Below are 23297 nucleotides of genomic sequence, written 5' to 3' on the forward strand. Positions count from 1 at the left end.
CAGGTAGGCCCATGAAGATCACGAGCATCCGCAGGGTCACAGAGGCGGACCGTACCCCGGCCGCCTCCGCCTGCGGCGACGTCTCCGGTGACGGCCAGGACAAGCCACCTTGCTGAGGCCCCCCAACCTCCGCCGGGGGCGGAGCAATTACGGACAAGGTGCCCGGTTTCATTGAATGGCTGGAGACCCCGGCCGGGCGGGTCCCCAGGATCACGTCGAAACTTGGGCTCAAAGACCACCTGGGCGCCTGCAAGGTCCGGTGGGGCATCGGCCGCATGAGCTATATGGTGCCGCCCGGCCTCTACGCCATCGGCCGACCGACGCCGGAAGACCCGGTGCTGGTGACCGCCAACTACAAGATGAGTTACGACATCATCCGTCATACACTCTCGGAGCGCAACCTCTGGTTGCTGGTGTTGGAGACCTACGGCATCAACGTCTGGTGCGCGGCGGGTAAAGGCACTTTCGGCACCGGCGAAGTGGTGCGCCGGGTCGCGGCCACCGGCCTGGCCCGGGTCGTCAACCACCGCCGCCTGATCCTGCCGATCCTGGGGGCGCCCGGCGTGGCGGCCCACCAGGTAGCCCGGCGCTGCGGCTTTTCGGTCAGCTATGCGGCCATCCGGGCCGCCGACCTGCCCGAGTACCTGAACAACGGCATGGTCACTACCCCGGCCATGCAGCAGTTGACCTTCACCCTCTACGAGCGGCTGGTGCTGGTGCCGGTGGAGTTGGTCATGGCCCTCAAATCCGTCGCCATCATCGCAGGTGTCGTGTTGCTGCTCGTAGCCGCACTAGGCGGCCTCACGGCGGGCGTTACGGTCCTTATCGCCTATGTGGGTGCGGTCGTGACCGGGACCGCCGTCGGGCCGCTGCTCCTCCCCTGGCTCCCCGGCAAAAGCTTTTCCGTCAAGGGTGTCGTCGCCGGGCTGATCTGGAGCGGGGCATTCTATCTTCTTGCCGACGGCCCCGCCTGGGGCATACCGACAACCATCGCGCTCTTTCTGGCGTTGCCCGCGGTGAGCGCCTTCCACACTCTTAACTTTACCGGGTGCAGCACCTACACCTCCCGTTCCGGAGTGAAGAAGGAGATGCGCATCGCCCTGCCTGCCATGGGCGGCGCGCTGCTGGCGAGCGTGGTCTTGCTGTTGGCGGGAAGATTTCTGTAAGCACCAAAGGAGCGAGTGATGAAAGGCTTCCGATATTTGCAAAACGTGGTCACCCTGGAACTTGACCAGGCAGTCTGCATCGGCTGCGGCAGGTGCCTGGAGGTCTGCCCCCACCAGGTATTCTCCCTGGCGGAGAAGAAGGCTTCCCTCGCGGACCGGGACGCCTGCATGGAGTGCGGCGCCTGCGCCCTCAATTGCCCGGTCAAGGCCATCACGGTGGATGCCGGAGTCGGCTGCGCTTCGGGGATGATCAACGAGTGGCTCCAGGAACGCAAGCTGCGCGCGCCGAGCGGCGGTTGCTGTTCCTGATCCTTTGCGGGACTGTCGTCAACCAACACCACACACGGAGGACATCATGTTGCCGGGACAACAGCAGAAGGCGTTCGGAGAATTTTACGATACGGTCAGGGAAAATCGGATTCTCGACCCCAAGACCACGCTCCTGCTCCACCTGGGGGCTGCCATGGCGCTCGGCTGCTCCCCCTGCATGGAGTATTACCTGGGGCAGGTGGAGGGGGCCGGGATCACGGCCGAGGAGATCGGCGCCGTGCAGGGGGTGGTGATGGCGGTTTCTGCCGGCAAGGTCAACGCCCAACTCGGCGAGGTAGAGCGTCGCATACGGAAAGAGCGGAAGGAAACGAGCCCGGCATGATGAACCGCTAATTTGAGCGGCCCACAGATAATAGCCATAAGGAGGGTACCGTGTCCGATCGACAAAGAGAGAAAGCAGAGGCATTTCTCAGGCTTCATCAAGGTCCGGCGACCCTGGTTCTCCCCAATGCCTGGGATGTGGTAAGCGCCAGGATATTCGAGCAGGCTTCATTTCAGGCCATCGGCACGACAAGCAATGCCATTGCCGCCTCCCTCGGTTACCTGGATGGGGAGCGCATCCCATTTTCGGAGATGGTGGCGGTGATCGAGCGCATCGCTCAGCATACCGATCTCCCGGTCAACGCCGATATTGAGTCTGGTTATGGCATGGATATCGCCGCCGTGGCCGGGACGGTCAGGAGCGTGATCAAGGCCGGTGCCGTGGGGATCAACCTAGAAGATGCCACTCGCGATCCCGCGCAGCCGCTCTTTGAACCGGACTTTCAGTGCGAAAAACTGAAAGCCGTCAGGGAAGTCGCGAACACCCTCGATATGCCACTGGTTATCAATGCGCGGACCGACACCTACCTGGCTCCTTTCCATGACCCGGAGGCGCAGTTTCAGGAGACGGTGAAACGGGCCAATGCCTATCGCGAGGCGGGGGCCGATTGTATTTTTGTCCCCGGCAGACTCGACGGCGAACTGATAGCGCGTCTGGCCGCCGCGATCCATGCACCCTTCAATGTTTTCGCCACCCCCGTTACCCCCAGCATTCCCGAACTGAATAAAATGGGCGTGGCGCGCCTGAGCATCGGCCCCGGGGCGTTCCGGGCGGCGTTGGCAGGCACCGTAAAGATTGCGACCGAACTGGCCGGACAGGGGACCTATAAAACCCTTTTCGGCGAGGCTTTGACGAAAGCGGAGGTCGAGAACCTGCTCAACCGCGCAAGCTCTTATTCGGAAAGTGCGGCGAGTTGATTCCTGTTTTTTTGTTTGTACGTTTGGCGATTTTAACCCACCCCGGCTTTGGCAGACGCCCAAGTGAGTGACTATCCCCGTGCCGTTTCTACGGCTTGGCCTGTTCTTGCCATGCTGCAAATTCCAACGGGCGGATGCCGAAACGTATCGCATTCCCTTCATGCAGGTTTTCAAACTCTTCGAGGACAAGCTCGACAAACTTGTTATGGTCTTCTGCGGCTACCGAGGAGGGAGTGACTGCCGTCACTGTTTCACTGGTGGGTCGTTGCTGCTGTTGGACAATGGCCCTGACTGTTTCGCTGAGTGCCTGCCGGTACCTCAAACGGAAGATGTCCGGCGGCACGAGTTCCTGGCGAATTGCCAGATAGTGCTGACAAGAACGTTCATAGGCCCAAACAAAGACATCGCGCAACAGTTCGGTCCTATTCAGTTCGTACACCCCGAGCACGGCTTCTACATACGCACGTGCCGGAACGTCGATGAATGAGAGCGGACAGAGATTGTGCCGGATCAAGGGGATATTGGCGGCCAACCTGGAGACGCGCTTGTTGACGTCTTCAAACGGTTGCAGGTATGGCAGATGCACCATGAGAAAGAAAGCCTGCTCGAATGGGTCCCTGATCTCCTGGGTCGTGGAGAGAATTATCCTGAAAAGTTCTTCTAGCCGTTGCGGCATGGCAATCGGCAGGTAGACGCTTCCGCCGATGTCAACCGGACGGTGCCGAATCTTTCCACAGGCGCTGCTATGTGACAGAAGCCCATCGGAAAGGAGTGCATGCAGGTTTAAGATGGTAAATGGGGTAAAGTCAACCAGATCAGCCTCGTTTACCAGCAACTCGATAGCAGCCTTGTGGTTGAGGATCATCTGTGTTTCAAAGGCGTCTTTCCCTTCGGCCGCCTGGCCGAATTCAATCAACCGCTGTGTGTCGAGGCGGCTATAGGTGTTGCCTTCAAGTCGTGAAGAGGCCCATGAAAGATCAATCAGCAGCCGGTTCAGAATATCTCTGGCAAAGGTTCCAGCCGGACGTTCATCTTCGGGTGGTGTACCGATCTGACGAAGCTGTTCCCGCAGTTCGACCGGCAGATACGAAGTTTCATTGGGATAATACGCTTCCAGAAAACTCTGATTATACCCGATTGGTTTGCGCATCTGTCGGGGTTGCCGAACATACGCTTTTATTTCTTCGCTTTCAGACGACAGAGGGATGTATAACTCAAGTGAGGCCTCCGAAGCAATGGATGTGGATACCGCGTCATCTGCGTAAATATCTCTGATTACTGGCTGATATATGCGCCCTTTTTTCTCTCCAACCAGGGCAATGCGCCCCCAGTCATGCAGCACCGCCAACCGGCGTAGCAAGGTCCGCCGCTGTATTACAAGTCCTTGCACAGAAAGTTCAGCTTCCAACACAGAGACGCCGACACCTTCCTGGTGCCCGGCAATGCACTTTTCAATTAATGTCAACTCGTTATCGGCGATATCCTTGATCACCTTGTTACCCCATGGCCTTTATTTTCCGACACTATTAATGACACATTTTGTCTGAAAAATCAATTTAACAGACAGAATGATTGTCGTATAAAAATACTCTCAATAGGTGTGACAATGTCGTATTATTCGCCCAGTCATAATCAAATGAAATTTCACGGCGGAAACGCCGCAGGAGGTAAGGGTGCCGGAGCTTCCCGAGGTGGAACTGACCCGACGCAGGCTGGAACCGGATCTGACGGGCAAGAGGGTTGAAGGTGTGGAGGCGCGGGTACCGAAGCTCCGCCTCCCCATTCCCGAAGAGCTGGCAACAGTCCTGCCGGGGCGGACCATCCGCTCCGTGGCACGGCGGGGCAAGTACCTGCTGCTGGACTGCGAGGCCGGGTGGCTCATCATCCACCTGGGCATGACCGGCTTTCTCCGGTTCCTCCCCCACATCACGCCGCCCGGCAAGCACGATCATCTCGATATCCGTTTTGCCGGCGGCTCGGCGCTCCGCTTCCACGACCCGCGCAAATTCGGCACCGTGGCCTGGACAACCGACGCCCCGGCAGGGCATCCGCTCCTGGCCGGGATCGGCCCGGAGCCGCTTACCCCCGCCTTCGACGGCGACTACCTCTTCCAGGCGAGCCGTTCCCGCAGGGTTGCGGTGAAGCAGTTCATCATGAACGGGGCAATCGTTGCCGGGGTCGGCAACATCTACGCCAACGAGGCGCTGTTCCGCGCCGCTATCCGCCCCGACCGGCACGCCTCCTCCCTCACCAGCCCTGAGTGCGAGCGGCTGGCCCTCACCATCCGGGAGGTGTTGCAGGAGTCCATTGACCAGGGGAGCACCTACCGGGTGGCGGAGAATTCGGTCGCCTACCACCCCCTGGAGTTTGCCGTGTATGGCCGTGGCAAGGGGATGTGCGCCCGCTGCAACGGGGCGCTGGAAGAGATCAGGCTGGGAAACCGGAGCACGGTATTCTGTCCCCGCTGTCAACGGTAGGCTCCGAGTCCGCGCAAACGCCCCACCACCAACTACCTCATGTTACAAGGAATCCAATCATAGCCAATGCGCCAACACAAAAAGGGCTGCCGGTCGGGCAGCCCTCGTGGATTCAGGCGTAAATAGCCGTTTCAACCCCGCCCGACATACTCCCGCAGGCTGGTAATCATGGACGAATCAGGCGTCGGATCGATGTGCGGGATCTTGGTCTGCCCCCCCAACTTACCCCGCACCATCCTGGACCACTCGTAGATCGTCCCCTCCCCCGCCGTCACCACCTGGGGCGGATTGATGCGTCCCTGGCTGCGGAAGGTGGCATAATCCGCGTTCATGCCGCACAGGGCGGCATCCAGCAGGTGGGCGGCCTGTTCCCAGTTTCCCTCATCCGTCGTGGCCAGGACCCACACATGCCGTCGGGCCTGCACGTCGGCACCTACCATGAACTCCCGCACGCTCCAGCTTCCGAAGGCGTTCAGCTCCGCAATGACCCGTTCCACCTCCCCTTGGGTCACCTTTTCCTCCAGCTTGTCCAGAAAACGGTCTCGGCCGGTGAACTCGATGAAGTGCGGGGCAAGGGAGGTAAACCGGATGGTGTCGCCGATGTGGTAGCGCCACAGCCCGGAGCAGGTGCTGAGGATCACGGCGTAACGCTGGCCCGTCTGTACCTCTTCCAGCGGGATCGCCGCGGCGTCCCGCGCCGGCCGCCCCTGTTCGTCCAGATCGTCGAAGCGCACGAACTCGAAGAACGCCCCGTAAAAGGGGGTCAGGCGCATCTGCGCGTCTCCCTGCCGCTGGAACGCCATGAAGGCCTCGGAGGAGGGGAGCAATTCCAGCAGGTTGGGGAGCCGGTCGTGGAACAGCGCCTCGAATTCACTGCGATAGGGCTTGATGCTGGTGCCGCCGTGGATGATCAGCTCCAGGTGGGGCAGCAGCTCGGTCAGCGGCCTCCCCCCCATCTCGGCGCAGCGCTTCAGGAGCAGGAGAATCCAGGGGGGCACGCCGGAGATGACCCGAATCTCCGGGTCGCCCAGCAGCAGTTCGGCCATGGCCTGGAGCTTCTCCTCCCAGGGGAGGGCCGACACAGGGGCCTGGGGCTCCACGAAGGGGTCGAGCCAGCGGGGCCGGAAACGGAGCGTGAGGGCGCTCATGTCGCCGGAACAGATACCTCCCCCCATATCGTTCAGTTCCGTGGAGCCGGACATGTAGAGGATCTTGCCGGAGCCGATGCGCGATGCCCTTTGGGTGGCCAGATAGCAGGCGATCATGTCCGTGGCAGCCCGGCGGTTTTCCTGGAACATCCGGTCGGAAAAGGGGATGTACTTGGTCGGAGCTGTGGTGCCGGAGGTTTCGCAAAACATGCGCACCCTGCCGGGCCAGGTGACGTCATCCAGGCAAATCCGTTTTCTGCCGTCAATGCCGGTGCGGCAGCCGGCCTGGAAATAGTCGTTCCAGAAATCCTGGTAGGTACGGATCGGCACCAACTGCCGGAACCGCGCATAGGCTTGATCATAGGGGAGACGCGCCAGGACCGGGAAGTCGTGGTCGCGGCCGAAGCGGGTCCCGGCCGCCGTGCCGACGAGTTGCTGGAAGATGTCCCGCTGGGCTGCGAGCGGGTCGCGCTGGTGGAAGCGCCGGGCCCTAAAGGCGGCCGTCTGTCTGATGAGCCCCTGCACGGGGCCTGTCCGCAATGCCTGCCTGAGAAGGGCCATGGATCAGACCGCCATCTGGAGCAGGGGTGCCGAAAGTCTGCTGTACCAGCTTTCCAGCAGGGGGTTGTAGGCGTCGTGGTGGAAGATCATGGAGGCGTGGGGCACGCTGTCCTCTTCATTCTTTGATATGACCTTCTTCACCCGGCAGTTGGGAAACAGCTTGGTGTAGCGGCTCGAATCGGCGAAGAGCTCCAGGGTCGGCGACAGCGGCACAAGGATATCCCCCTCGTTCTCCGCCAAGAGCGTCAGCACCGGCCCGGCGAAGACCGAGCCGTCAAACTCGGGGAATTGAAGCTCCCGTAGCGCCTTGACCCGCTCGTACCCTCCCAGGGCCGAGGTATGGGCCAGGACGTCCATGATCTTGCGGCGGATGGCCAGGTGCTTGCTGCTCAACACCCGGTTTTCGGCCCCGGCTGCGAACAGTGCCTGAAAGCAGCGCCGGGAGCGCTCCACCTGCTTCTCCAACTCGTCCCGCTTGGCCGGGTCGGCGGTGATGATCTTCTGCAGGCTGCTCTCCAGGAACCGGATGCCGTCCCGCTTCTCCCCCTTGGGGCGGATCAGGTCGTCGGTGCAGATCACCGGGCTGATCAGGAGCAGGCCGCGAATCTTCTCGTGAATCTGTTCGTCGGCCTGCCGGAGAAAATCCACCAGCAGGCCGGAACCGAAGCTGACGCTCATGATCAGCGGCTTGGTGCCCCCGGTGTGGATATCGTCGATCAGGTCGGACAGTTGTGCGGAAAACATCTCTGCCGAGAAGCCGTTACGGGGATAGTTGAAATAATAGATACTGCCGTACCGGCGCAGCAGCGGACGCTGGAACTCTATCGTTTCCGTGGCGTCCGGCACGAAACCCGCGACCACGATGGTCGGCAGGGAACCGCCCCCCTTTTCCCGGAACAGTTGGCAGCGGACGCTGTGCATGCTGTGGATTTTCTTCATCTGGCTGAACTCGCGGCGCCGGTCCCGCGGTGCGTAGGGTTTGATGGCCATGGAGCGCATGAGGCCGTGGGCCATGGTTGCTGCCGAAACAAGTACGGGGTGGGCCTCTTTCGCTGGGCCGCTCTTTAACGAAACGGACTTCATGTCACCTCCTGATCTTCGTGGTTACTTCCGTCAGTAAAGCATGGCAACGTTACACGTGGGAGGCGAATGGGAAACAGTTGGTGGAGGATTTGTTGCGATCATGAAAAAAGCGCCGGGACCATGACTTCGATCCCGGCATAACATGGGGGGAACTGCTGGTGCAACACTGGTCCGCCGGGCTGGTCAGGCCGCCCGGCCGCACTGGAGGATGGTACTGTAGGCGTCGTCGCTGGCGGGGGCCCTGAGCAGGGCGAAGCTGCGGGCATTGTGGCTCATCTCGGCCAGCACCGCCCGGTTGTTGAGGAAATACCTGATAGCGGCGGCCAGTTCCGCCCCGCTGCCGGCGCCGAAGACCATGCCGGTCTCGCCGTCGGCCATCAGCTCCTTCGGGCCCCCGGCATCGGAGACGATCACCGGCAACCCGGAGGACTGGGCCTCCAGGACCACATTGCCGAAGGTATCGGTGGCGCTGGGGAAGACGAACAGGTCGGCCGAGGCGTACCCATTCTGTAATTCCTCTCCCCCCAGGTAGCCGGTGAAGAAGGCCGGATACCCTTTCAGGCGCTCCTCCATCTCCTGGCGATACGGCCCATCGCCGACGACCACCAGGGATGCGTCGAAACCGGAGTCGATCAGTTCGGCGAACGTGTCCGCCAGCAGTTCCAGCGATTTTTCCCGCGATACCCGCCCCACGTAGAGGAGCCTGATCCCCTCAGGGATGCCCCGTCTGGTCCAAAAATCCGCACTCCGTCTGACCGGCGTGAACTGCTCCGTGTCCACCCAGCGCGGCAGCGGTTTCATCTTTTCCTCCGCCAGGCCGCGGGAGAGGAGTTGCTGCCGGGTCCCGTTGGACGGCACCATGACCTCCTCCATCTGGCTGTAGAACCAGATCATGTAGCTCCAGGCGGCCTGCTCCAGGAATTCGTCGTTGGTCAGGCTGCGCACGTACTGGGGAATGTCGGTGTGATAGGTGCCGGCCACCGGGATGTCCATCATGCGGGCGATCAGGAGTCCCAACAGGCCGACGGTTCCCGGGGTGCTGATATGGATGCGGGTGAAGCCCCCCTGCTCGATGTAATCCATGACGTCCAGGATCGGCGGGAAGGAAAATTTCAATTCGGGGTATTCGGGCAGCACGAAATCACCCACCGATTCGAAGCGCTTGACCCCCTCGGGGAGCGGAGCGTCGGCATTCCCGGCGGTGATCACCGTCAACTCCACCCCTCGGTTTCTGGCGGTCTGGATCAGGCGGTGGATGGTGATGGCCACCCCGTTGATCTCGTCCAGGGTATCGGTGAACAGGGCGATCTTCTCTCCGCCATCGTCGCCGGCATCGGGAAAGGTCTCCTTGAGGCCGCGCATGATGTCCTTGCCCTTGTGCTGGTGGTGGAAGGCCAGGTAGTAGGGGGTCACCAGCAGGTGCACCAAGCCGATGGTGGACAGCGTGGTGACGTAATCGAAGAACCCGGCGGAGAGCGGCAGCGACATCAGGCGATTGGTGTAGATGTAGATCATCCGGTTGGCCAGATAGCTGGTCACGGCGAAGATGGTGCGGTTCTGGTCGGCCCCCTTGAGCGTGGCCAGGAAGACGCTGTCGTTGAGCAGCACCCGTGCCTCCCGGTCCAGGACCTCCTCGAAACTGCGGCTCCGGTGGCTCCGGGACTCGGGGATGTTCTTCAGGATGAACAGCCGGATCTTTTCCACGAACGATTCCCGGGCCGAACCCACATTGAAGAAGCGGTTCAAGAGGGCGCTGATAAAGGGGGTCGAACTGCGGCCGCGGTCGCCGAAGCGCTCCCGGTAGAAGCTGTGGGCGATGCCGTACATGCTGTGGGCCATGGTCAGCGGGCCGCCGCTCTCCCCCTCGGGACGGCTCCGCCCCGCTTTTACAGCCTCGATGAAGCTGTCCACGCTGTCGGCGCCCTCTGCGGCCGTGTGGGCCCGGCTGATGAACAGGCCGCCGTGGTCGTCCGAGCCCCCCACCATCCCCTTGATCCATGGCGTGGCGCCGTAGGGGCGGATATCGTGCCGGTTGGCGAGCCGCTCCAGGGTTTCCCGGTCGAGGCTGGTGACGATCTGTTCGGTAAAGGCGTTAAAACGACGCGCCCGACAGCCGTTTCTGACCTCGAAGGTGGAGAAGAGCACCAGGGACTTCTCGATGATGGCGGTGGTCAGCTTGTCGTTCTGCGCGTAGAGCGGATGGGCCAGGAAGTGGGCGACCCCCTCCCTTTGGAGGTAGGCCACCATCTCGTAGATATTCCTGCGCAGTTCCATGATCTGGCGGAACTGGGCCTCGGTGATGTGCAGCACCACCACGTGGACCTTGCAGCCGGTCTCCGGGAAGTAGGCGGTGATCTCGGAGCTGACGAACGCACCGGGCAGGTGGGCGATCTCCAGGGCGCCGTTGATGCTGTTGTGATCGCTGATGGTGACGAAATCCATCCCCCGGCTCCGGGCGGTCTGGTAGAGATACTCGGGCGAGGTGTAGCTTTCGGGGCAGTTGAACTTGCGCATGGCCCAGTAGGTAGGCTTGTTGGAGTGACTCGAATGGACGTGCAGGTCCGCTTTGTAGGTTCTCATGGTTCGCGATCCTAGCAGGCAATGATTACAAACATGTGAAGGCTCTGCAATAAGTATGTTGCCGTTCAGGGGGTGGTACGGCAGGGACCTTTTCTCAGTGCCGTGTTTTTTGTCCTTGACAGCCAGAATACCGGCCGGTATATTGATTTAAGTTTTCAATATCATAAACAAGATGACCAGCGGCACCAACTACCCATACCAGAGGAAGCGGCAGACATGACCCATCACATCGACAGGCCGGCATACACGACTGTCCGAACGTATGACGGCCGTTGTTGTCCACCGGGCGCGCCGGCCACGGGAATGCCTCGACAGCGAACGGCCACCGGCGGCGGGGTGTTCTCCGCCATCGCAGCCAACGACTTCCGCAGCCCCCATCTCACCGACGTAAATCAGAACCGTTAAGCGTACCATGTGCACCATGAAGGGCATAGCTGTCCTTTTTTGCCACATTGTTGATAATGACTATCAATATCTTATTCCGGGAAGGAGATAACCATGAGTGTCGTGCTGATCGGCGGGATGGACCGCCTGGAGCCACAGTATCTGCGGGAGGCCGCGAGGGCAGGCGTGGAGTTGAGCGTGTTCATCACCGCCCAAAACGGCATCGCCGCGAAACTGAAACATGCCGATGCCGTGGTGATCTTCACCAACAAGGTCTCCCACCGGGCGAAAAACGAGGCGATGACGGCGGCGCGCGCCAACGACGTTCCGGTTTTCATGCACCACGCCTGCGGGGTCTGCACGCTCCGCGAGTGTTTGAAATGTATGCATATCATCAATCACACAGGGGGAAGGAACGATGTCTGAAACCATCACCACAGGGGAACAGGAGCGTACCGCGGGGAGAATCGTGCGGCGGGGGATCACGGCGGCACTGCTGGCGGGCATGGTAACCCTGGGAGCGGTCCCGTCCTTTGCCGGGCCGCCGCTTGTCACGGACGACACCGGAACCGTGGAGCCGGGCCATGCCGAGGTGGAGCTGAACGGCGGCTACGCCTACGACAAGGAGTCGGACAACGGGATCGCCACGCGCCGCGAGGCCTTCGACGGCGAGATGAAGATCACCACCGGCATCACCAAGGATCTGGGGGTGTCCCTGGCAGTGCCCTATCTCTTCAGCGAGCGGGTCAGGGAAGCGGGCCAACTGGCCGGGACCAGCGACGGTTTCGGCGACATGGCCCTCGAAGTGAAGTACCGCTTCTTCGAGCGCGAGGGTTTGAGCCTTGCCGTCAAACCGACCATCCTGCTGCCGACCGGCAAGTACAGCGCCGGACTCTCGGACGGCCGTTGGGGCTTCGGCGGCGCGCTCATCGCCACTAAAGAGTTCGCCGAGGGAAAGTATCTGCTCCATGCCAACTTGGGCTATGAGCACCACGGTTTCCGCACCGACATCCAGAGAGACGAGAACCGCTCAGACCTCTGGTCCGGCTCCCTGGCCGCCGAGGTGCAGGTCATGAAGGGGCTGACGCTGATGACCGACTTCGGTGTAGCCACGACCCGGGAGAGGTCAACCAGCGAACTGTGCAGCTACGGCCTGGTCGGAGCCCGGTACGAGGTTTCCCCGTTCCTGGATGTGAACGCCGGCGTCAAGGTCGGGCTCACCAAACCGGAGGATGATCTGGCCCTGCTCTACGGGGTAGTGCTCAAGTTTTAGAAGCAGGTAGTCGTCCGCTCCCCTGCGGGAACGGGCGAGGAAAGGAAGTTGTGCGGATGATGCCATTGGGACTGATGGGCCCCGGGGAACGGGGCGAGATCGCCGAGATCGGACAATGCACACCGGAGTGCGGCGCATGCCGCTGCAAGGAAGAACGCAAGCCGGGAGACGTGCGGGTGGAAGACATGGGGCTCAGGGTCGGCAAGCAGGTGGAGATGTTGAACAACAGCAGTAACCTGGTGCTGTTGAAGGTGGACGAATCACGGATTGCCATTGATCGCGGCGTGGCTATGAAAATAACGATACGGAGGTAGGGGATGCATCTGGCGATGATGAAACCGGGGCAGCAGGGGAGGATCGTTCACATCGGGACGGCCGTCGGCCCCATAAAGCGGCGGCTGATGGACATGGGGGTACTGGCCGGCGAGCCGGTCAGGGTGGAAAAGGTGGCCCCTCTGGGGGACCCGATCGAGGTGACCATCAAGGGGTATCATCTCTCGTTGCGCAAGAAGGAGGCGGAAGGGATCGAAGTGGAGGTGGCGTCATGACGGAGCAGGCATCGCACGCCGACCACACCGTTTCGGCCTCGGAGGCACGCCCCCTGGTAGTGGCCGTGGCGGGCAACCCCAACGTGGGCAAGTCCACCCTGATCAACGCCATTGCCGGCACGCGGCTCCAGGTGGGCAATTGGCCCGGCGTAACCGTGGAAAAGAAGGAGGCCCTGTTCGAGCATAACGGCCGGAAGATCCGGCTGGTTGACCTCCCCGGCACCTACTCCCTCTCCCCCTACACCCAGGAGGAGATCATCGCCCGGGATTACCTGGTGAAAGAACGGCCCGACCTGATCGTCAACGTGGTGGACGCCACCAACCTGGAACGCAACCTGTACCTGACGGTGCAACTCATGGAACTGGGCATCCCGGTGGTCATGGCCCTAAACATCTACGACGAGGCCGAGGCCAAGGGGTATCGCTTCAACCTCCACGACATCGAGACGATGCTGGGCGTCAGCGTGGTCCCCACCTCGGCCACCCGGAGGAGCGGCCTGACGGAACTGTTGGACAAGGTGCTGGAGATGGCCGCGCAACCGGCCGACCACGCCCCGCGCATCCTCAACTACGGCGACGACATCGAGACCGCCGTGGCGCTGCTGGGCGATACCCTGCGCCGGGAGCATCCCGCCCTGTTCGCGTTGTACCCGGAGCGCTGGCTGCTGCTCAGGCTCATGGAGGGGGACGAACGGCTGGGCCGGGAGACCGACCTGGCCCAGGACGCCCTGCCGGAGGAGATCTTCCACCACCTGCGCCGGGGGCATGGCGAAGACCTGGAGGCGCTCATGGCCGACGCCCGCTATTCCCAGGCCGCCGGATTGGCCCGGGAGGTGCTCTTCAAGAAGGAGGAGCGCCGGGTTGAGATGACCGAGCGGATCGACCGGGTGGTGCTCAACCGCTTTCTCGGCATCCCGATCTTCCTGGCAGCCATGTGGCTGGTGTTCAAGCTGACCTTCGACCTCTCCAAACCTTTCGGCGACTGGATCAACGACATGGCCGGCGGCCCTTTCAAACACTGGACAACGCAACTGCTGGGCCTGGTCGGTGCCCCGGACTGGACGGTTTCCCTGGCCACCGAAGGGGTCATCTCCGGGGTCGGCTTCGTGCTGGTGTTCGTCCCGGTCATCTTCATGATGATGTTCTTCATCACCTTCCTGGAGGGGAGCGGTTACATGGCGCGCGCCGCCTTTGTCATGGACCGGGCCATGCACGCCATGGGGCTCCACGGCAAATCGTTCATACCGCTTCTGCTCGGCTTCGGCTGCAACGTGCCCGGCATCTACGCCACCCGGACCCTGGAAAACCCACGGGACAAGGTGTTGACCGCCCTCCTGATCCCGCTCATGTCCTGCGGGGCAAGGCTGCCGGTCTACGTACTCTTTGTGGGGGCCTTCTTCCCCAACAATCCGGGCACGGTGATCTGGTCCCTGTACGTACTGGGCATCGCCCTGGCCATCGTCATGGGCGTGTTCTTCAAGCGCACCCTCTTCCGGGGCGAGGCCCCCATGTTCATCATGGAGTTGCCCCCCTACCGGATGCCCTCCTTCACCAGCCTCTGCCTGCACACCTGGGAGAAGGGGAAACATTTCCTCATCAAGGCCGGTACCTACATCCTGGCGGTCTCCATCTTTGTCTGGTTCCTCCTGAACCTCCCCTGGGGGGTGGAGCACAAGAAGGATTCCTACCTGGGACAGGCCGGGCAGGTGATGGCCCCGGTCCTGAGCCCCCTGGGATTCGGCACCTGGCAGGCGGCCTCATCCCTGATCACCGGCGTCATCGCCAAGGAGATCGTGGTCGGCACCATGGGCGAGATCTATGCCCCCAAGAAGGGGGAGCAGAAAAAACCCGAGGCGAGTTTCGGAGAAGACCTGCAGGAGATTGCCGTCTCTTTTGGCAAGGCGGTCAAGGAATCCGCCTCCAATGTGGTCTCCACCTTCGGCGTCTCCAGCCTGGCGGCGGACGAGAAGGAGGACCGGGGTCCGCTGAAAGCCACGATTCAGCAGACCTTCACTCCCCTTTCCGCCTATGCCTTCATGGTGTTCGTCCTGCTCTACATGCCGTGCGTGGTGGTCGCCATCGCCATGCGCCAGGAGTTCGGCTCGTGGAAATGGTTCGGGGTAGCCTTTGCCTATCAGAGCGCGTTGGCCTGGGGCATGGCGATGATCGTCTACCAGGGGGGACGACTCCTGGGATGGGGGGTGTGACATGGGAGCATTCGATATCGTGCTGATGATTGCCATACTGGCCGGCGCTGCCTGGCTGCTCTATAGTTCCCTCTGGAAGAAAAAGGGGCATTGCCCCGGTTGCGACGGCGGCGGTTGCGGCGGCAAGTGAGAGCGGATGGAAGGCTGCCCGGCGGTGGGTCGCGGACGAATTCTTCCGGGAACTGTGAGCCCACAACCACGCCCTGGCGGCCATCTACCGCAGGAACGACACTATCTTCGGGTAAGCTAAATGCCCCTGTTTCTGCACCGGTAACGGGCAGAAACAGGGGAAACAGGGAAGGCGCTACAGCGTGGGGTGAGGTGTTGCATCGGTACTGGCCGGTAACAGCGGATAGACGATCTTGGGCTGCTTGCCGGTCAGGCTGCCAAGAAACGCGACAATGGCGCTGCTTTCCTCATCGCTGAGTTGGATGCCGAATTGGGCCGAACCCATGACGTCAACCGCCTCTTTCAGGCTCCAGACCACGCCGGAGTGAAAATAGGGGGCCGTGATGGCCACGTTGCGCAACGAAGGTGCCCGGAAGACGTACTCATCCGCCGAGGTATTGGTGACGGCAAACCGCCCCTTATCCTTCCGCGGCATGATATTCTCGGCCGGCTTGGCCACCACGCCGAAGGGGAAATAACCGGAACCGCCCAGATTGAGGCCACCGTGGCAGGCAACACATCCCTTGTCGATGAAGAGCTTGAGCCCGGCGGTTTCCCTGGCGCCCAGGGCCTTGCGGTTCCCCTTGAGGTAGCGGTCAAAGGGGGCATCCGGCGTGACCAGGCTCGCCTCGAAGACCTCGATTGCCCGGGCCATGTTGTCGAAGGTCAGCGGCTCCTTTTCACCGGGGAAGGCTTTTTTGAAGAGTTTGACGTACTCGGGGATGCTGTTCAGGGTCTGCAACACCAGTTCAGGTGTGTTGTTCATCTCCACCGAGGCTTGCACCGGCCCCTTGGCCTGCTCGGCCAGGTCCTTGGCACGGCCGTCCCAGAACTGGGCAATATTGTAGGCGGAGTTGAGGACGGTCGGGGCGTTACGCGGCCCCTTCTGCCAGCCGTGGCCGGTGGAGGTCACCTGGAGGTCGGCTCCGCCCAATCCCGCATTATGGCAGGTGTTGCAACTGATGAGCTGGGACCGGGACAGGCGTGGATCAAAGTAAAGCTTGGCCCCCAGTTCAACTTTGGCAGGCGTGGCCGGATTGCCCTTCAGAACCGGCGGTTTGGCCGGGATCGGCTTGAAGAGGGCTTTGGCGCGGGCCTGAAGATCATCTGCGGCAGCGGACTGGCCGGCGACGACGGCCAGCGACAGCACGAAAGCAAGCGACAGACAAATTCGTTTCATGGGCATTCCTCCTTGAGTTTGGGATAAGACGTCCAATCCGACTACCGTGACAGCCCCCTCACAGAGGCGCACAGTCCACGTCAAAAAGAGCCGCCCACCGGCTTGATAACAACACGTCCGGCAGCTTCTTCGCGTCCCTTGCGCCTCGGTGAGGGGTTCTTCTGGTCGGTCAGTAGTTCTCGGCCAGCAGCTCGAAATGGGCCTTGGGGTGGGCACAGGCGGGGCACAGTTCCAGGGCGGCAGGTCCTTCGTGGAGGTAACCGCAGTTGCGGCATCTCCAGACCACCGGCTCGTCCCGCCGGAAGACCCGGTCGTTCTCGATATTGGCCTGGAGGGCCCTGAAACGTTTTTCATGCTGTTTTTCGGCGACGGCGATGGCCGTGAACACGGCGGCCAGCACCGGGAACCCCTCTTCCTTGGCGATGGCGGCGAATTCCGGGTACATCTCCGTCTGTTCGTGGTGCTCTCCTTGGGCCGAGGCCAGCAGGTTTTCCGCGGTAGTCCCGACCACGCCGGCCGGAAATGCGGCAGTGATCTCCACATCGCCCCCCTCCAGAAATTTGAACAGCCGCTTGGCATGTTCCCTCTCCTGGTTGGCCGTTTCTTCGAAGATCTCGGCAATCTGCACGTAGCCGTCCTTCTTCGCCTGTGCGGCAAAATAGGTGTAACGGTTGCGGGCCTGGCTCTCGCCGGCGAATGCGGTGAGGATGTTTTTCTCGGTGCGGGTTCCTTTTAATGACATCTGTTCGGTTCCTTTCTGTGGTTGGGGTGAGTCCCTTCGAGGAAATGCCGCAGGCAATTTCAACGTGATGGGACGGTACAAAGAGCTTGGTGGCAAACAGGAACGATTCCTGCCTGTTCGATAAAAAAACTCGTTAGGGCTTACGGCACTGTTTGCACAGCCCGTAGTACTCAAAACGCATATCGTGGGGGGCAAAGCCGGTGTGCTGTTCCACCACCTCGGGCGGCACGGGAACGGCGTCGGTAAAGTCCTCGATCCTTCCGCAGTTGGTGCAGATCAGGTTGAGGTGATTGGCCGTATCCATATCGTAACGGTTGTCCATGGTCTCGAACTCCAGCTCCTTGATCAGCCGGTGTTTCTTGAGCAGAGCCAGGGTATAGTACACGGTGGACAGGCTTATGTTGGGATATTTCTCCCGCGCCGTTTTAAAGATGGTCAGGGCGGACGGATGACTCTTGTCGCGGGTAAGCACGCTTATGACCTCAAGGCGCTGTGAGGTCAGCTTCAACCCCTTTTCCCTGAGCCCCTGGATGATGTTTTTTTTGATCTGTTCCCGTTTGATGGCGCGCTCCTAATCAGGAATCATTCCTGACAAAAAAACAATACGTCCTTGCGCGACGTCTGTCAAGAATCAAAATGAACGGGGCATGCGAGACACCACGGGAACGGCTCCGAAACCGACCGCCTCAGACATACGGGTAAAACAGGAGGAAGCGGCTACCTGATAATCTGGGCAAAATCGGCCACCGCCGTGATCCGCGCCGGACCGTGCCCGATGAAATCCCCATCGAGCTGGATCGGCTTTGCTCCACGCAGTTCGATCTCCGTGGCGGTGAGCCAGGTAAGAGCCGCATCCGGCATCGGCTGTCCCAGGAAGAGGTTGCGGATAATCGCCAGGTATCCCCTCCGATGGTTGCTCGTGACGCAGGCGATCTCAAAACCGGGGCGGAACAGGTCGCTGTCGGGCGAGAGCCTGAAGTTCCCCCCATAGCGCGAGGCGTTGCATACTACCGCCGTGTGGCAGAGACAAAGCTTCCCGTCCGCGACGATCTCCTGCATGCCCCGATCCCACCCAAGCGCCGCCCTGAGCGCCGACAGGGCGTAGGCCCCCTGCTTCAGCGCCCGTTTTTCCCCCGCCCTGACGCCGCCCACCACGGCGCCGTCCAGGCCGCTGCCCGCCATGAGTGCGAAATAGCGGCGACCCGCTTCGAACTCCAGGAGCCCCACCGAGAGCGGCCCGGTCTTGCCCGCGCATATGCGCGCGATGCCGTCCTCAAGGGAGGTGATCCCCAGTTCGGCGGCCAGGACATTGGACGTGCCCAGGGGGAGCACCGCCAGGGTCGCCGGTCCGGGGCCGAGCCCGTTCAAGACGGCGTTGAAGGTGCCGTCTCCGGCGGCCACGATGATGAAGGGATGTTCGCGTACCCGGCGGATGGCCTGGCAACAGGGGAGCGCCTCGGCGGGGTTCCTGACCGGATGGATGACGGGGGGCAGACCGGCTCGTTTGAGGCTGTCAACCACCCGCGCAATGCGTCTGCGGCTGAAGCTGCCGGAATCGGGGTTAATGATCAGGAAAGGTGTGGTGTGCATGGGCCTGGACGTTTCGCTGCCGGTCCGGCGCGGCGGACAGCAGACCTTTGGCAGAGTGAGAATCCCCCGGAGGCGGCACCCCGACCGGATGTCGCCCATGGGGTTGCCCTTGTATGATACCAAAGTCGCAGGTTATATCCAGACGTTAAATGGATTTGCGGGGTGTGCCCGGTAATCTGCCGTGTCAGCAGAGACCCGCAGCGATGGAGTTGTCGATAACCACGCCCTGCGGGCTGTCGGGCAGACTCATGGGGCGGTGGCAGGCGCCGCAGTAGGCGCCGGTGTGCAGCCGCGCCCAGAGGACGAGGTTCTCCGTGTCGCACCAATCGCAGCACCAGTAGTAATAGTCTTCATCGGGTCGAATTTTCATAACGAGTCTCCTTTGCATGTTTATAGCAACCTACATACAGGCGGATTGTTACAGACACGTGGAAAAAGGACAACAGGTAGGCAATTTTACGGCATGACGGCCGGACAAAGGCGGGGCTTGCAGAGTGTCCCCCCGGGAGGATAAAATATAGTCAGGAAAAGAGAAAGGGGGAAGGGCCATGAAAACGAAACAATACGATCAGGTCTGCTACTGGACCGAGCAGCGCGAAGAGCACGTTCCCCTCCGCAACCTGAAAAACGGGCAACTCGGCTATTCGTTCGGTTGCACCTACGAAGGTGAAACCGTCCAGGTACGGCTTGAAAACGGTGAACTGGATTCGTGGGAGCGCAAGGAATGCGCCGAGGTCACCCACTGAACACTTGGTAACGATCATCCCAAAGGCCTGCCGCACGGCAGGCCTTTTTCGCGGGCGCACTCCCCGCGGACGTGTTGCCGGCAAAGGTCAGGGAGATGCTGGCACAGAGTTGCCTGCACCCAAGCGGGCCATCTGCCGGAGCGCCCGGTAGCAGCCACGGGGCGTGCCGTCGAAGGTGAGCACCGGGCGGCCGAGGCGCCCCTGCAACTCCTCCAGGGACACATCGTCCAGAAACAGCCCCTCCCCCTCCTTGAGCATCACGTCCGGCACCAAGAGCCCCGCACCGATCTCCACCCCCTCAAGCGCCGCCATGATGTCGTTACCCGCCACCAGGCCGCTGACCGTCACGCTTTCTCCGAACAGGCGGTTTTTCACCGCCAGCGGTACGATCCGGGCGCCGGTCCGCTCCTCCAACCCGGCCAGGAAGACCCCCACGAAGCCCACGGCCGAGACGCCGGTCACCACCGTGACCCGCAGGTCGCCCACCGGCCGGGCCGTTCGCAGCACCTGTGCGGCGTCCCGCTGGAACAGCGGCACCATGCCGACCCCGTTCTCTATCTGGGGGAGGTCGCCGTACTCCCGCAGCGGGGGAAACGGAACGCCTCCCTTGAGGTAAAACTCGTCGGCCAGGAAGAGGAACGGCTCGCCCAGGCGTTTTTTCACGGCCTTGGCCCGCGGCCCCCAGGTAGTGACGAAGGCCCGGGCATAATCGGTATCCACCGGCGTGAGCTGCGGCAGGCGCCCACGGTGGCGGGTCAAGCCCAACGGCACGACGGCCAGGGATTGCACCGCAGGGTAGAGTCCCGCCAGATCGTCGACGGTCCGCTCCAACTCAAGGCCATCGTTGAGGCCGGGGCAGAGCACCACCTGGGTGTGCATGCTGATGCGCGCGGCGGCCAACTCCCGCAACTGGTCGAGGATGGGGGGGATGCCCGGCCGGCCCAGCAACCGTTCGCGCAGCGCCGGGTTGGTGGCATGGACCGAGATATAGAGCGGCGAGAGGCGCTGGTCGATGATGCGGGCCAGTTCGGGAGCTTTCAGGTTGGCCAGGGTGACGTAGTTGCCGTTGAGGAAGGAGAGGCGGTAGTCCTCGTCCTTGACGTAGAGCGGCTTGCGCAGCCCGCGGGGGAGCTGATGGACAAAGCAGAAAACGCAGTTGTTGCGGCACCGGGCCGGTTCCGGGGCCGGGAAGGTGAGCCCCAACGGCTCCCCCGGCTCCCGCTCGATCTCCAGTTCCCAGACCTCGCCGTCCGGCTTGGCGACCTCCAGCAGCAGTTCGTCGGCGACGGCGGTGTGGTAGCTGTAATCGATGATGTCCCGCAGGGGATGATTGTTGACGGCCAGGAGCCGGTCCCCCGGCTCCACCCCCATTTCATCGCTGATGGAGCCTGGCGTGACTGTTTCGACGAGAAGTCCGTTCATCAGGTCCCCCGGTAGAAGTCGGATTCGCAATACCAAGCGGCCAGGGAGCGCAGGAAGACCTGTAGCACGGCGGTAACCGGCACGGCCAGCAGCATCCCCACGAGGCCGAACATCTGCCCCCCGATCAAGAGCGCAATAATGGCCACCAGAGGGTGCAGGCCGACCGTGTCCCCCACCACCTTGGGGGTAATGACCGCCCCCTCCAGGGTCTGAACCAGGCCGAACCACCCCAGACAGAGCAGGGGATGGAGGATGTCGTGGAATTTGAGCAGCGCCATGGCGACCGACAGGCAGATGCCGATGATGGTGCCCACGTAGGGGATGATGAAGGTGATGCCGGCCAGGGTGCCGATGGCGACGGCCAGGTCGATGCCGATGAAATACAGGCCGATGCTGTAGAGCACCGCCAGGATGGCGCAGACCGAAAGCTGGCCCCGGATGAAGCCGCCCAGCACCCTGTCGATTTCCCCAAGCTTTGCGTTGTAGGCCCGGTGGTGGCGCTCGGGGACAAACGACTGAACGAACGCCTTCAACCGGGGCAGGTCGGCCAGCAGGTAGAAGAGATAGACCGGGATGATGAAGTAGCCCAAAAGCGCCAGGACAAAGGAGATCGTGGAGGAAAACGCCTCCCGCAGGAGATTCAGGAGCGGCTTGGCGATGTCCGGTGCCACGCCTTTGGCCTGGGTCAAGACATCATTCAGGCGTAGCGAGAGCTTGTCCGGGGTTTCGACCCCCAGGTAGGACTTGACCGCCGCCGGGGTGATCTCGTAGAGGTGCTGGGCATAGGCGGGCAGATTGAGCTGCATGTTGGAAAACTCGCTGCCGAGGGAGACGACGAAGAACACGGCGATGCCGACGCAGATAACCAGCGCGGTGGTGAAGACGACCAGGATGCCGGGGATGCGCCCAACCCCCTTCCGCTCCAGGAATATCACCGCCGGGTTGAGCATGTAGGCCAGGGCAAAGGCGATGAACAGTTGCAGGAATACGGAGGACGAAAAATAGAGGATGACCGCAGCCAGGGCCGCGAGGGACAGGGCCGTTGCGAGAAGGAGCTTTGTACTTTTGTTCATGGGAACCTGATTCATGATGCCGTCTCCGGGGCCGCGGCGCCCCGGAGACGGTTGAACGGATTATTGGTGCAGCCGGAAAGCGCCGTCAGCCGAGGTGATGGTGGATATGGCATGTTTATAGATAAGGATGTCGCCGTTGTAATCCAGCAGCACGGAGAAGTTGTCGAACGACTTGATGTGGCCTTCCAGCTTATCGCCCGACATCATGGTAACAACCACGCGGACACGCTCCTTACGGGCCTGATTGAGGTACTGGTCCTGAATGTTGAAGGGTGCTTTTGCCATGAGGGGCGTTCCTCCTGTTATTCAAAAAATTCAATAGCATGCTGTAAAATACTAGCAAACTTTCCCGGATATTCAAACCATAATATATCCGGGTCGGCATTGAACCACGTCAATTGGCGTTTGGCATAGCGGCGCGTGTCCCGCTTCATGATCTGCACGGCCTCATCCAGGTCGCATTCTCCGGCCAGATACGCGGCCGACTCCTTATAGCCGATGGCCCGCATGGCTTTCAATTGGCGGTCATATCCCCGGGCCAGGAGCCCGCGGACCTCTGCCAGCAACCCCGCCGCCAGCATCTGATCAACCCGGGCCTCGATACGCCGGTAGAGTTCCTGGCGGTCGATGCGGATACCGATCTGGAGGCTTTCGTAACGCCGGACGCCGAAGGCGTGCTCCTGCTGGTGGCGGGAGAGGGGGACGCCGGTCAGGCGGTGCACCTCCAGGGCGCGGATGATGCGCACCAGGTTGTTGGGGTGCATGCGCGCCGCCGACTCCGGGTCAACCTCCCGCAGCCGTTCCAGCATGGCCTCGTTGCCCAGCTGCGCGGCCTCTTCCTGCAACGCCTTTCTGATGGCGCCCGCGCCGCTGGGGGAATCCACCAGCCCCTTGAGCAGGGCGCGGATGTAGAGCCCGGTGCCGCCGACCACAATAACCCGCTTGCCCCGGTCGGTGATGGCCCGGATGGCCTCGTCGGCGGCCTCGGCGAAATCGGCGGCGGAGAAGAGCCGGTCCGGCTCCGCCACATCGATCAGGTGGTGAGGCACGCCGGCGCGCTGTTCAAGGGTCGGCGTGGCGGTGCCGATGTCCATGCCGCGATAGACCTGCATGGAGTCGGCATTGACGATCTCGCCATCCACTGCCCGGGCCAGGCGCAGGGCCAGCTCGCTCTTGCCCGATGCGGTGGGCCCGACGACGACCAGCAGTTTTGGTTTGTCCGATACGTTCATATCGCCCGCCCGCCATTGACCGCCGGACCGGCACTCCAGCAATTGCCAAATGGGTTTTCATGTGATGTATTTGGTGCTATATTCGTCCGCAATTTCGTCACAATCTGCCGCAATCGATCACAATCCCCCCAAATTTCCTTGAAATTTC

26 protein-coding genes are annotated in these 23297 nt (G+C 61.7%); 13 read left to right on the forward strand and 13 right to left on the reverse strand.

Going from position 1 to position 23297, the window contains the following annotated elements; translation table 11 throughout:
• Window positions 1–11 precede the first annotated feature (11 nt).
• The 4 genes from hgcA to F6V30_RS00895 are packed head-to-tail and all read left to right on the forward strand — an operon-like array spanning window position 12 to window position 2735.
• Entirely contained in the window at window positions 12–1166 is a 1155-nt protein-coding gene (gene hgcA / locus F6V30_RS00880; RefSeq protein ID WP_250697418.1) for a mercury methylation corrinoid protein HgcA, read from the forward strand.
• Between the two features lie 18 nt (window positions 1167–1184).
• Complete coding sequence (gene hgcB, locus F6V30_RS00885; RefSeq protein WP_151154656.1) at window positions 1185–1475, forward strand: mercury methylation ferredoxin HgcB; 291 nt, start codon at window positions 1185–1187, stop codon at window positions 1473–1475.
• A gap of 46 nt (window positions 1476–1521) precedes the next feature.
• A complete protein-coding gene (locus tag F6V30_RS00890; protein ID WP_151154657.1) occupies window positions 1522–1818 on the forward strand; it encodes a carboxymuconolactone decarboxylase family protein in 297 nt (98 codons plus the stop codon).
• Window positions 1819–1868: 50 nt separating this feature from the next.
• Entirely contained in the window at window positions 1869–2735 is an 867-nt protein-coding gene (locus tag F6V30_RS00895) for an isocitrate lyase/PEP mutase family protein (RefSeq protein ID WP_151154658.1), read from the forward strand.
• A gap of 88 nt (window positions 2736–2823) precedes the next feature.
• Here F6V30_RS00895 and F6V30_RS00900 read toward each other — a convergent pair whose 3' ends face one another.
• Entirely contained in the window at window positions 2824–4227 is a 1404-nt protein-coding gene (locus F6V30_RS00900) for a Fic family protein (RefSeq protein WP_218043296.1), read from the reverse strand.
• Window positions 4228–4408: 181 nt separating this feature from the next.
• Here F6V30_RS00900 and mutM point away from each other — a divergent pair, with 181 nt between their 5' ends.
• Complete coding sequence (gene mutM, locus F6V30_RS00905) at window positions 4409–5212, forward strand: bifunctional DNA-formamidopyrimidine glycosylase/DNA-(apurinic or apyrimidinic site) lyase (RefSeq protein ID WP_151154659.1); 804 nt, start codon at window positions 4409–4411, stop codon at window positions 5210–5212.
• Between the two features lie 131 nt (window positions 5213–5343).
• Here mutM and F6V30_RS00910 read toward each other — a convergent pair whose 3' ends face one another.
• From F6V30_RS00910 to F6V30_RS00920, 3 genes are all read right to left on the reverse strand, one after another.
• Window positions 5344–6921: a GH3 family acyl-acid amido synthetase gene (locus F6V30_RS00910; protein WP_151154660.1), complete on the reverse strand. Its 1578-nt coding sequence runs from the start codon at window positions 6919–6921 to the stop codon at window positions 5344–5346.
• Between the two features lie 3 nt (window positions 6922–6924).
• The gene (locus tag F6V30_RS00915) at window positions 6925–8004 is read right to left on the reverse strand and encodes an alpha/beta hydrolase (protein WP_151154661.1); all 1080 of its coding nucleotides are present in this window, start codon (window positions 8002–8004) and stop codon (window positions 6925–6927) included.
• A 183-nt stretch (window positions 8005–8187) separates the two neighbouring features.
• The gene (locus F6V30_RS00920) at window positions 8188–10584 is read right to left on the reverse strand and encodes a glycosyltransferase (protein WP_151154662.1); all 2397 of its coding nucleotides are present in this window, start codon (window positions 10582–10584) and stop codon (window positions 8188–8190) included.
• Window positions 10585–10800: 216 nt separating this feature from the next.
• Here F6V30_RS00920 and F6V30_RS00925 point away from each other — a divergent pair, with 216 nt between their 5' ends.
• The 7 genes from F6V30_RS00925 (at window position 10801) to F6V30_RS00955 (ending at window position 15126) form a co-directional block, all read left to right on the forward strand.
• Complete coding sequence (locus F6V30_RS00925) at window positions 10801–10989, forward strand: hypothetical protein (RefSeq protein ID WP_151154663.1); 189 nt, start codon at window positions 10801–10803, stop codon at window positions 10987–10989.
• Window positions 10990–11082: 93 nt separating this feature from the next.
• Entirely contained in the window at window positions 11083–11394 is a 312-nt protein-coding gene (locus tag F6V30_RS00930) for a DUF2325 domain-containing protein (RefSeq protein WP_151154664.1), read from the forward strand.
• Complete coding sequence (locus F6V30_RS00935; protein ID WP_151154665.1) at window positions 11387–12241, forward strand: transporter; 855 nt, start codon at window positions 11387–11389, stop codon at window positions 12239–12241. The genes F6V30_RS00930 and F6V30_RS00935 overlap by 8 nt, the downstream gene beginning before the upstream one ends.
• Window positions 12242–12297: 56 nt before the next feature.
• Window positions 12298–12555: a FeoA family protein gene (locus F6V30_RS00940; RefSeq protein WP_151154666.1), complete on the forward strand. Its 258-nt coding sequence runs from the start codon at window positions 12298–12300 to the stop codon at window positions 12553–12555.
• Window positions 12556–12558: 3 nt separating this feature from the next.
• Window positions 12559–12789 carry a FeoA family protein gene (locus F6V30_RS00945; RefSeq protein ID WP_151154667.1) on the forward strand — a complete coding sequence of 77 codons (231 nt, stop codon included), beginning with the start codon at window positions 12559–12561 and terminating at the stop codon, window positions 12787–12789.
• Window positions 12786–14996: a ferrous iron transport protein B gene (feoB, locus tag F6V30_RS00950; protein ID WP_151154668.1), complete on the forward strand. Its 2211-nt coding sequence runs from the start codon at window positions 12786–12788 to the stop codon at window positions 14994–14996. The genes F6V30_RS00945 and feoB overlap by 4 nt, the downstream gene beginning before the upstream one ends.
• A 1-nt stretch (window position 14997) precedes the next feature.
• On the forward strand, window positions 14998–15126 hold the full coding sequence (locus F6V30_RS00955) for a FeoB-associated Cys-rich membrane protein (RefSeq protein WP_151154669.1): 129 nt from the start codon (window positions 14998–15000) through the stop codon (window positions 15124–15126).
• 174 nt (window positions 15127–15300) lie between these two features.
• Here the strand turns inward: F6V30_RS00955 and F6V30_RS00960 are convergent, their stop codons facing one another.
• The 5 genes from F6V30_RS00960 to F6V30_RS00980 all read right to left on the reverse strand — a co-directional run bounded on the left by F6V30_RS00960 (window position 15301) and on the right by F6V30_RS00980 (window position 19046).
• A complete protein-coding gene (locus tag F6V30_RS00960; protein ID WP_151154670.1) occupies window positions 15301–16344 on the reverse strand; it encodes a cytochrome-c peroxidase in 1044 nt (347 codons plus the stop codon).
• A gap of 169 nt (window positions 16345–16513) precedes the next feature.
• Complete coding sequence (gene rbr / locus F6V30_RS00965) at window positions 16514–17086, reverse strand: rubrerythrin (RefSeq protein WP_151128516.1); 573 nt, start codon at window positions 17084–17086, stop codon at window positions 16514–16516.
• Between the two features lie 133 nt (window positions 17087–17219).
• The gene (locus F6V30_RS00970; RefSeq protein ID WP_191965539.1) at window positions 17220–17594 is read right to left on the reverse strand and encodes a Fur family transcriptional regulator; all 375 of its coding nucleotides are present in this window, start codon (window positions 17592–17594) and stop codon (window positions 17220–17222) included.
• Window positions 17595–17803: 209 nt separating this feature from the next.
• Window positions 17804–18775 carry a diacylglycerol/lipid kinase family protein gene (locus F6V30_RS00975; RefSeq protein WP_246163115.1) on the reverse strand — a complete coding sequence of 324 codons (972 nt, stop codon included), beginning with the start codon at window positions 18773–18775 and terminating at the stop codon, window positions 17804–17806.
• An 85-nt stretch (window positions 18776–18860) separates the two neighbouring features.
• Entirely contained in the window at window positions 18861–19046 is a 186-nt protein-coding gene (locus F6V30_RS00980; protein ID WP_151154671.1) for a hypothetical protein, read from the reverse strand.
• Between the two features lie 178 nt (window positions 19047–19224).
• Between F6V30_RS00980 and F6V30_RS00985 the strand changes: the two genes are divergently transcribed.
• Window positions 19225–19422, forward strand: a complete 198-nt coding sequence (locus F6V30_RS00985) for a hypothetical protein (protein WP_149307073.1) — start codon at window positions 19225–19227, stop codon at window positions 19420–19422.
• 87 nt (window positions 19423–19509) lie between these two features.
• Here the strand turns inward: F6V30_RS00985 and F6V30_RS00990 are convergent, their stop codons facing one another.
• From F6V30_RS00990 to miaA, 4 genes are read right to left on the reverse strand one after another with little or no spacing between them, the layout of a single operon-like run.
• Window positions 19510–20844, reverse strand: a complete 1335-nt coding sequence (locus tag F6V30_RS00990) for a DUF512 domain-containing protein (protein ID WP_151154672.1) — start codon at window positions 20842–20844, stop codon at window positions 19510–19512.
• Complete coding sequence (locus F6V30_RS00995) at window positions 20844–21917, reverse strand: AI-2E family transporter (protein ID WP_151154673.1); 1074 nt, start codon at window positions 21915–21917, stop codon at window positions 20844–20846. The genes F6V30_RS00990 and F6V30_RS00995 overlap by 1 nt, the downstream gene beginning before the upstream one ends.
• A 60-nt stretch (window positions 21918–21977) precedes the next feature.
• On the reverse strand, window positions 21978–22202 hold the full coding sequence (gene hfq, locus F6V30_RS01000; RefSeq protein ID WP_149209068.1) for an RNA chaperone Hfq: 225 nt from the start codon (window positions 22200–22202) through the stop codon (window positions 21978–21980).
• Between the two features lie 17 nt (window positions 22203–22219).
• Window positions 22220–23149 (reverse strand): tRNA (adenosine(37)-N6)-dimethylallyltransferase MiaA, encoded by a 930-nt coding sequence (gene miaA / locus F6V30_RS01005; protein ID WP_151154674.1) that lies wholly within the window; start codon window positions 23147–23149, stop codon window positions 22220–22222.
• Window positions 23150–23297: the final 148 nt, after the last annotated feature.

The organism is Oryzomonas sagensis, assembly GCF_008802355.1.
GTDB lineage: Bacteria > Desulfobacterota > Desulfuromonadia > Geobacterales > Pseudopelobacteraceae > Oryzomonas > Oryzomonas sagensis.

Excerpts from the sequence above, each read along its gene's own strand:
- F6V30_RS00940 (WP_151154666.1), top strand. The coding sequence starts at position 12,298 with ATGATGCCATTGGGACTGATGGGCCCCGGGGAACGGGGCGAGATCGCC.
- F6V30_RS00985 (WP_149307073.1), top strand. The coding sequence starts at position 19,225 with ATGAAAACGAAACAATACGATCAGGTCTGCTACTGGACCGAGCAGCGC.
- F6V30_RS00945 (WP_151154667.1), top strand. The coding sequence starts at position 12,559 with ATGCATCTGGCGATGATGAAACCGGGGCAGCAGGGGAGGATCGTTCAC.
- F6V30_RS00960 (WP_151154670.1), bottom strand. The coding sequence starts at position 16,344 with ATGAAACGAATTTGTCTGTCGCTTGCTTTCGTGCTGTCGCTGGCCGTC.
- F6V30_RS00955 (WP_151154669.1), top strand. The coding sequence starts at position 14,998 with ATGGGAGCATTCGATATCGTGCTGATGATTGCCATACTGGCCGGCGCT.
- F6V30_RS00930 (WP_151154664.1), top strand. The coding sequence starts at position 11,083 with ATGAGTGTCGTGCTGATCGGCGGGATGGACCGCCTGGAGCCACAGTAT.
- hgcB (WP_151154656.1), top strand. The coding sequence starts at position 1,185 with ATGAAAGGCTTCCGATATTTGCAAAACGTGGTCACCCTGGAACTTGAC.
- feoB (WP_151154668.1), top strand. The coding sequence starts at position 12,786 with ATGACGGAGCAGGCATCGCACGCCGACCACACCGTTTCGGCCTCGGAG.
- F6V30_RS00890 (WP_151154657.1), top strand. The coding sequence starts at position 1,522 with ATGTTGCCGGGACAACAGCAGAAGGCGTTCGGAGAATTTTACGATACG.
- F6V30_RS00915 (WP_151154661.1), bottom strand. The coding sequence starts at position 8,004 with ATGAAGTCCGTTTCGTTAAAGAGCGGCCCAGCGAAAGAGGCCCACCCC.
- miaA (WP_151154674.1), bottom strand. The coding sequence starts at position 23,149 with ATGAACGTATCGGACAAACCAAAACTGCTGGTCGTCGTCGGGCCCACC.
- F6V30_RS00975 (WP_246163115.1), bottom strand. The coding sequence starts at position 18,775 with ATGGGCGACATCCGGTCGGGGTGCCGCCTCCGGGGGATTCTCACTCTG.
- F6V30_RS00990 (WP_151154672.1), bottom strand. The coding sequence starts at position 20,844 with ATGAACGGACTTCTCGTCGAAACAGTCACGCCAGGCTCCATCAGCGAT.
- F6V30_RS00980 (WP_151154671.1), bottom strand. The coding sequence starts at position 19,046 with ATGAAAATTCGACCCGATGAAGACTATTACTACTGGTGCTGCGATTGG.
- F6V30_RS00920 (WP_151154662.1), bottom strand. The coding sequence starts at position 10,584 with ATGAGAACCTACAAAGCGGACCTGCACGTCCATTCGAGTCACTCCAAC.
- F6V30_RS00910 (WP_151154660.1), bottom strand. The coding sequence starts at position 6,921 with ATGGCCCTTCTCAGGCAGGCATTGCGGACAGGCCCCGTGCAGGGGCTC.
- hfq (WP_149209068.1), bottom strand. The coding sequence starts at position 22,202 with ATGGCAAAAGCACCCTTCAACATTCAGGACCAGTACCTCAATCAGGCC.
- F6V30_RS00925 (WP_151154663.1), top strand. The coding sequence starts at position 10,801 with ATGACCCATCACATCGACAGGCCGGCATACACGACTGTCCGAACGTAT.
- F6V30_RS00995 (WP_151154673.1), bottom strand. The coding sequence starts at position 21,917 with ATGAACAAAAGTACAAAGCTCCTTCTCGCAACGGCCCTGTCCCTCGCG.
- F6V30_RS00935 (WP_151154665.1), top strand. The coding sequence starts at position 11,387 with ATGTCTGAAACCATCACCACAGGGGAACAGGAGCGTACCGCGGGGAGA.
- rbr (WP_151128516.1), bottom strand. The coding sequence starts at position 17,086 with ATGTCATTAAAAGGAACCCGCACCGAGAAAAACATCCTCACCGCATTC.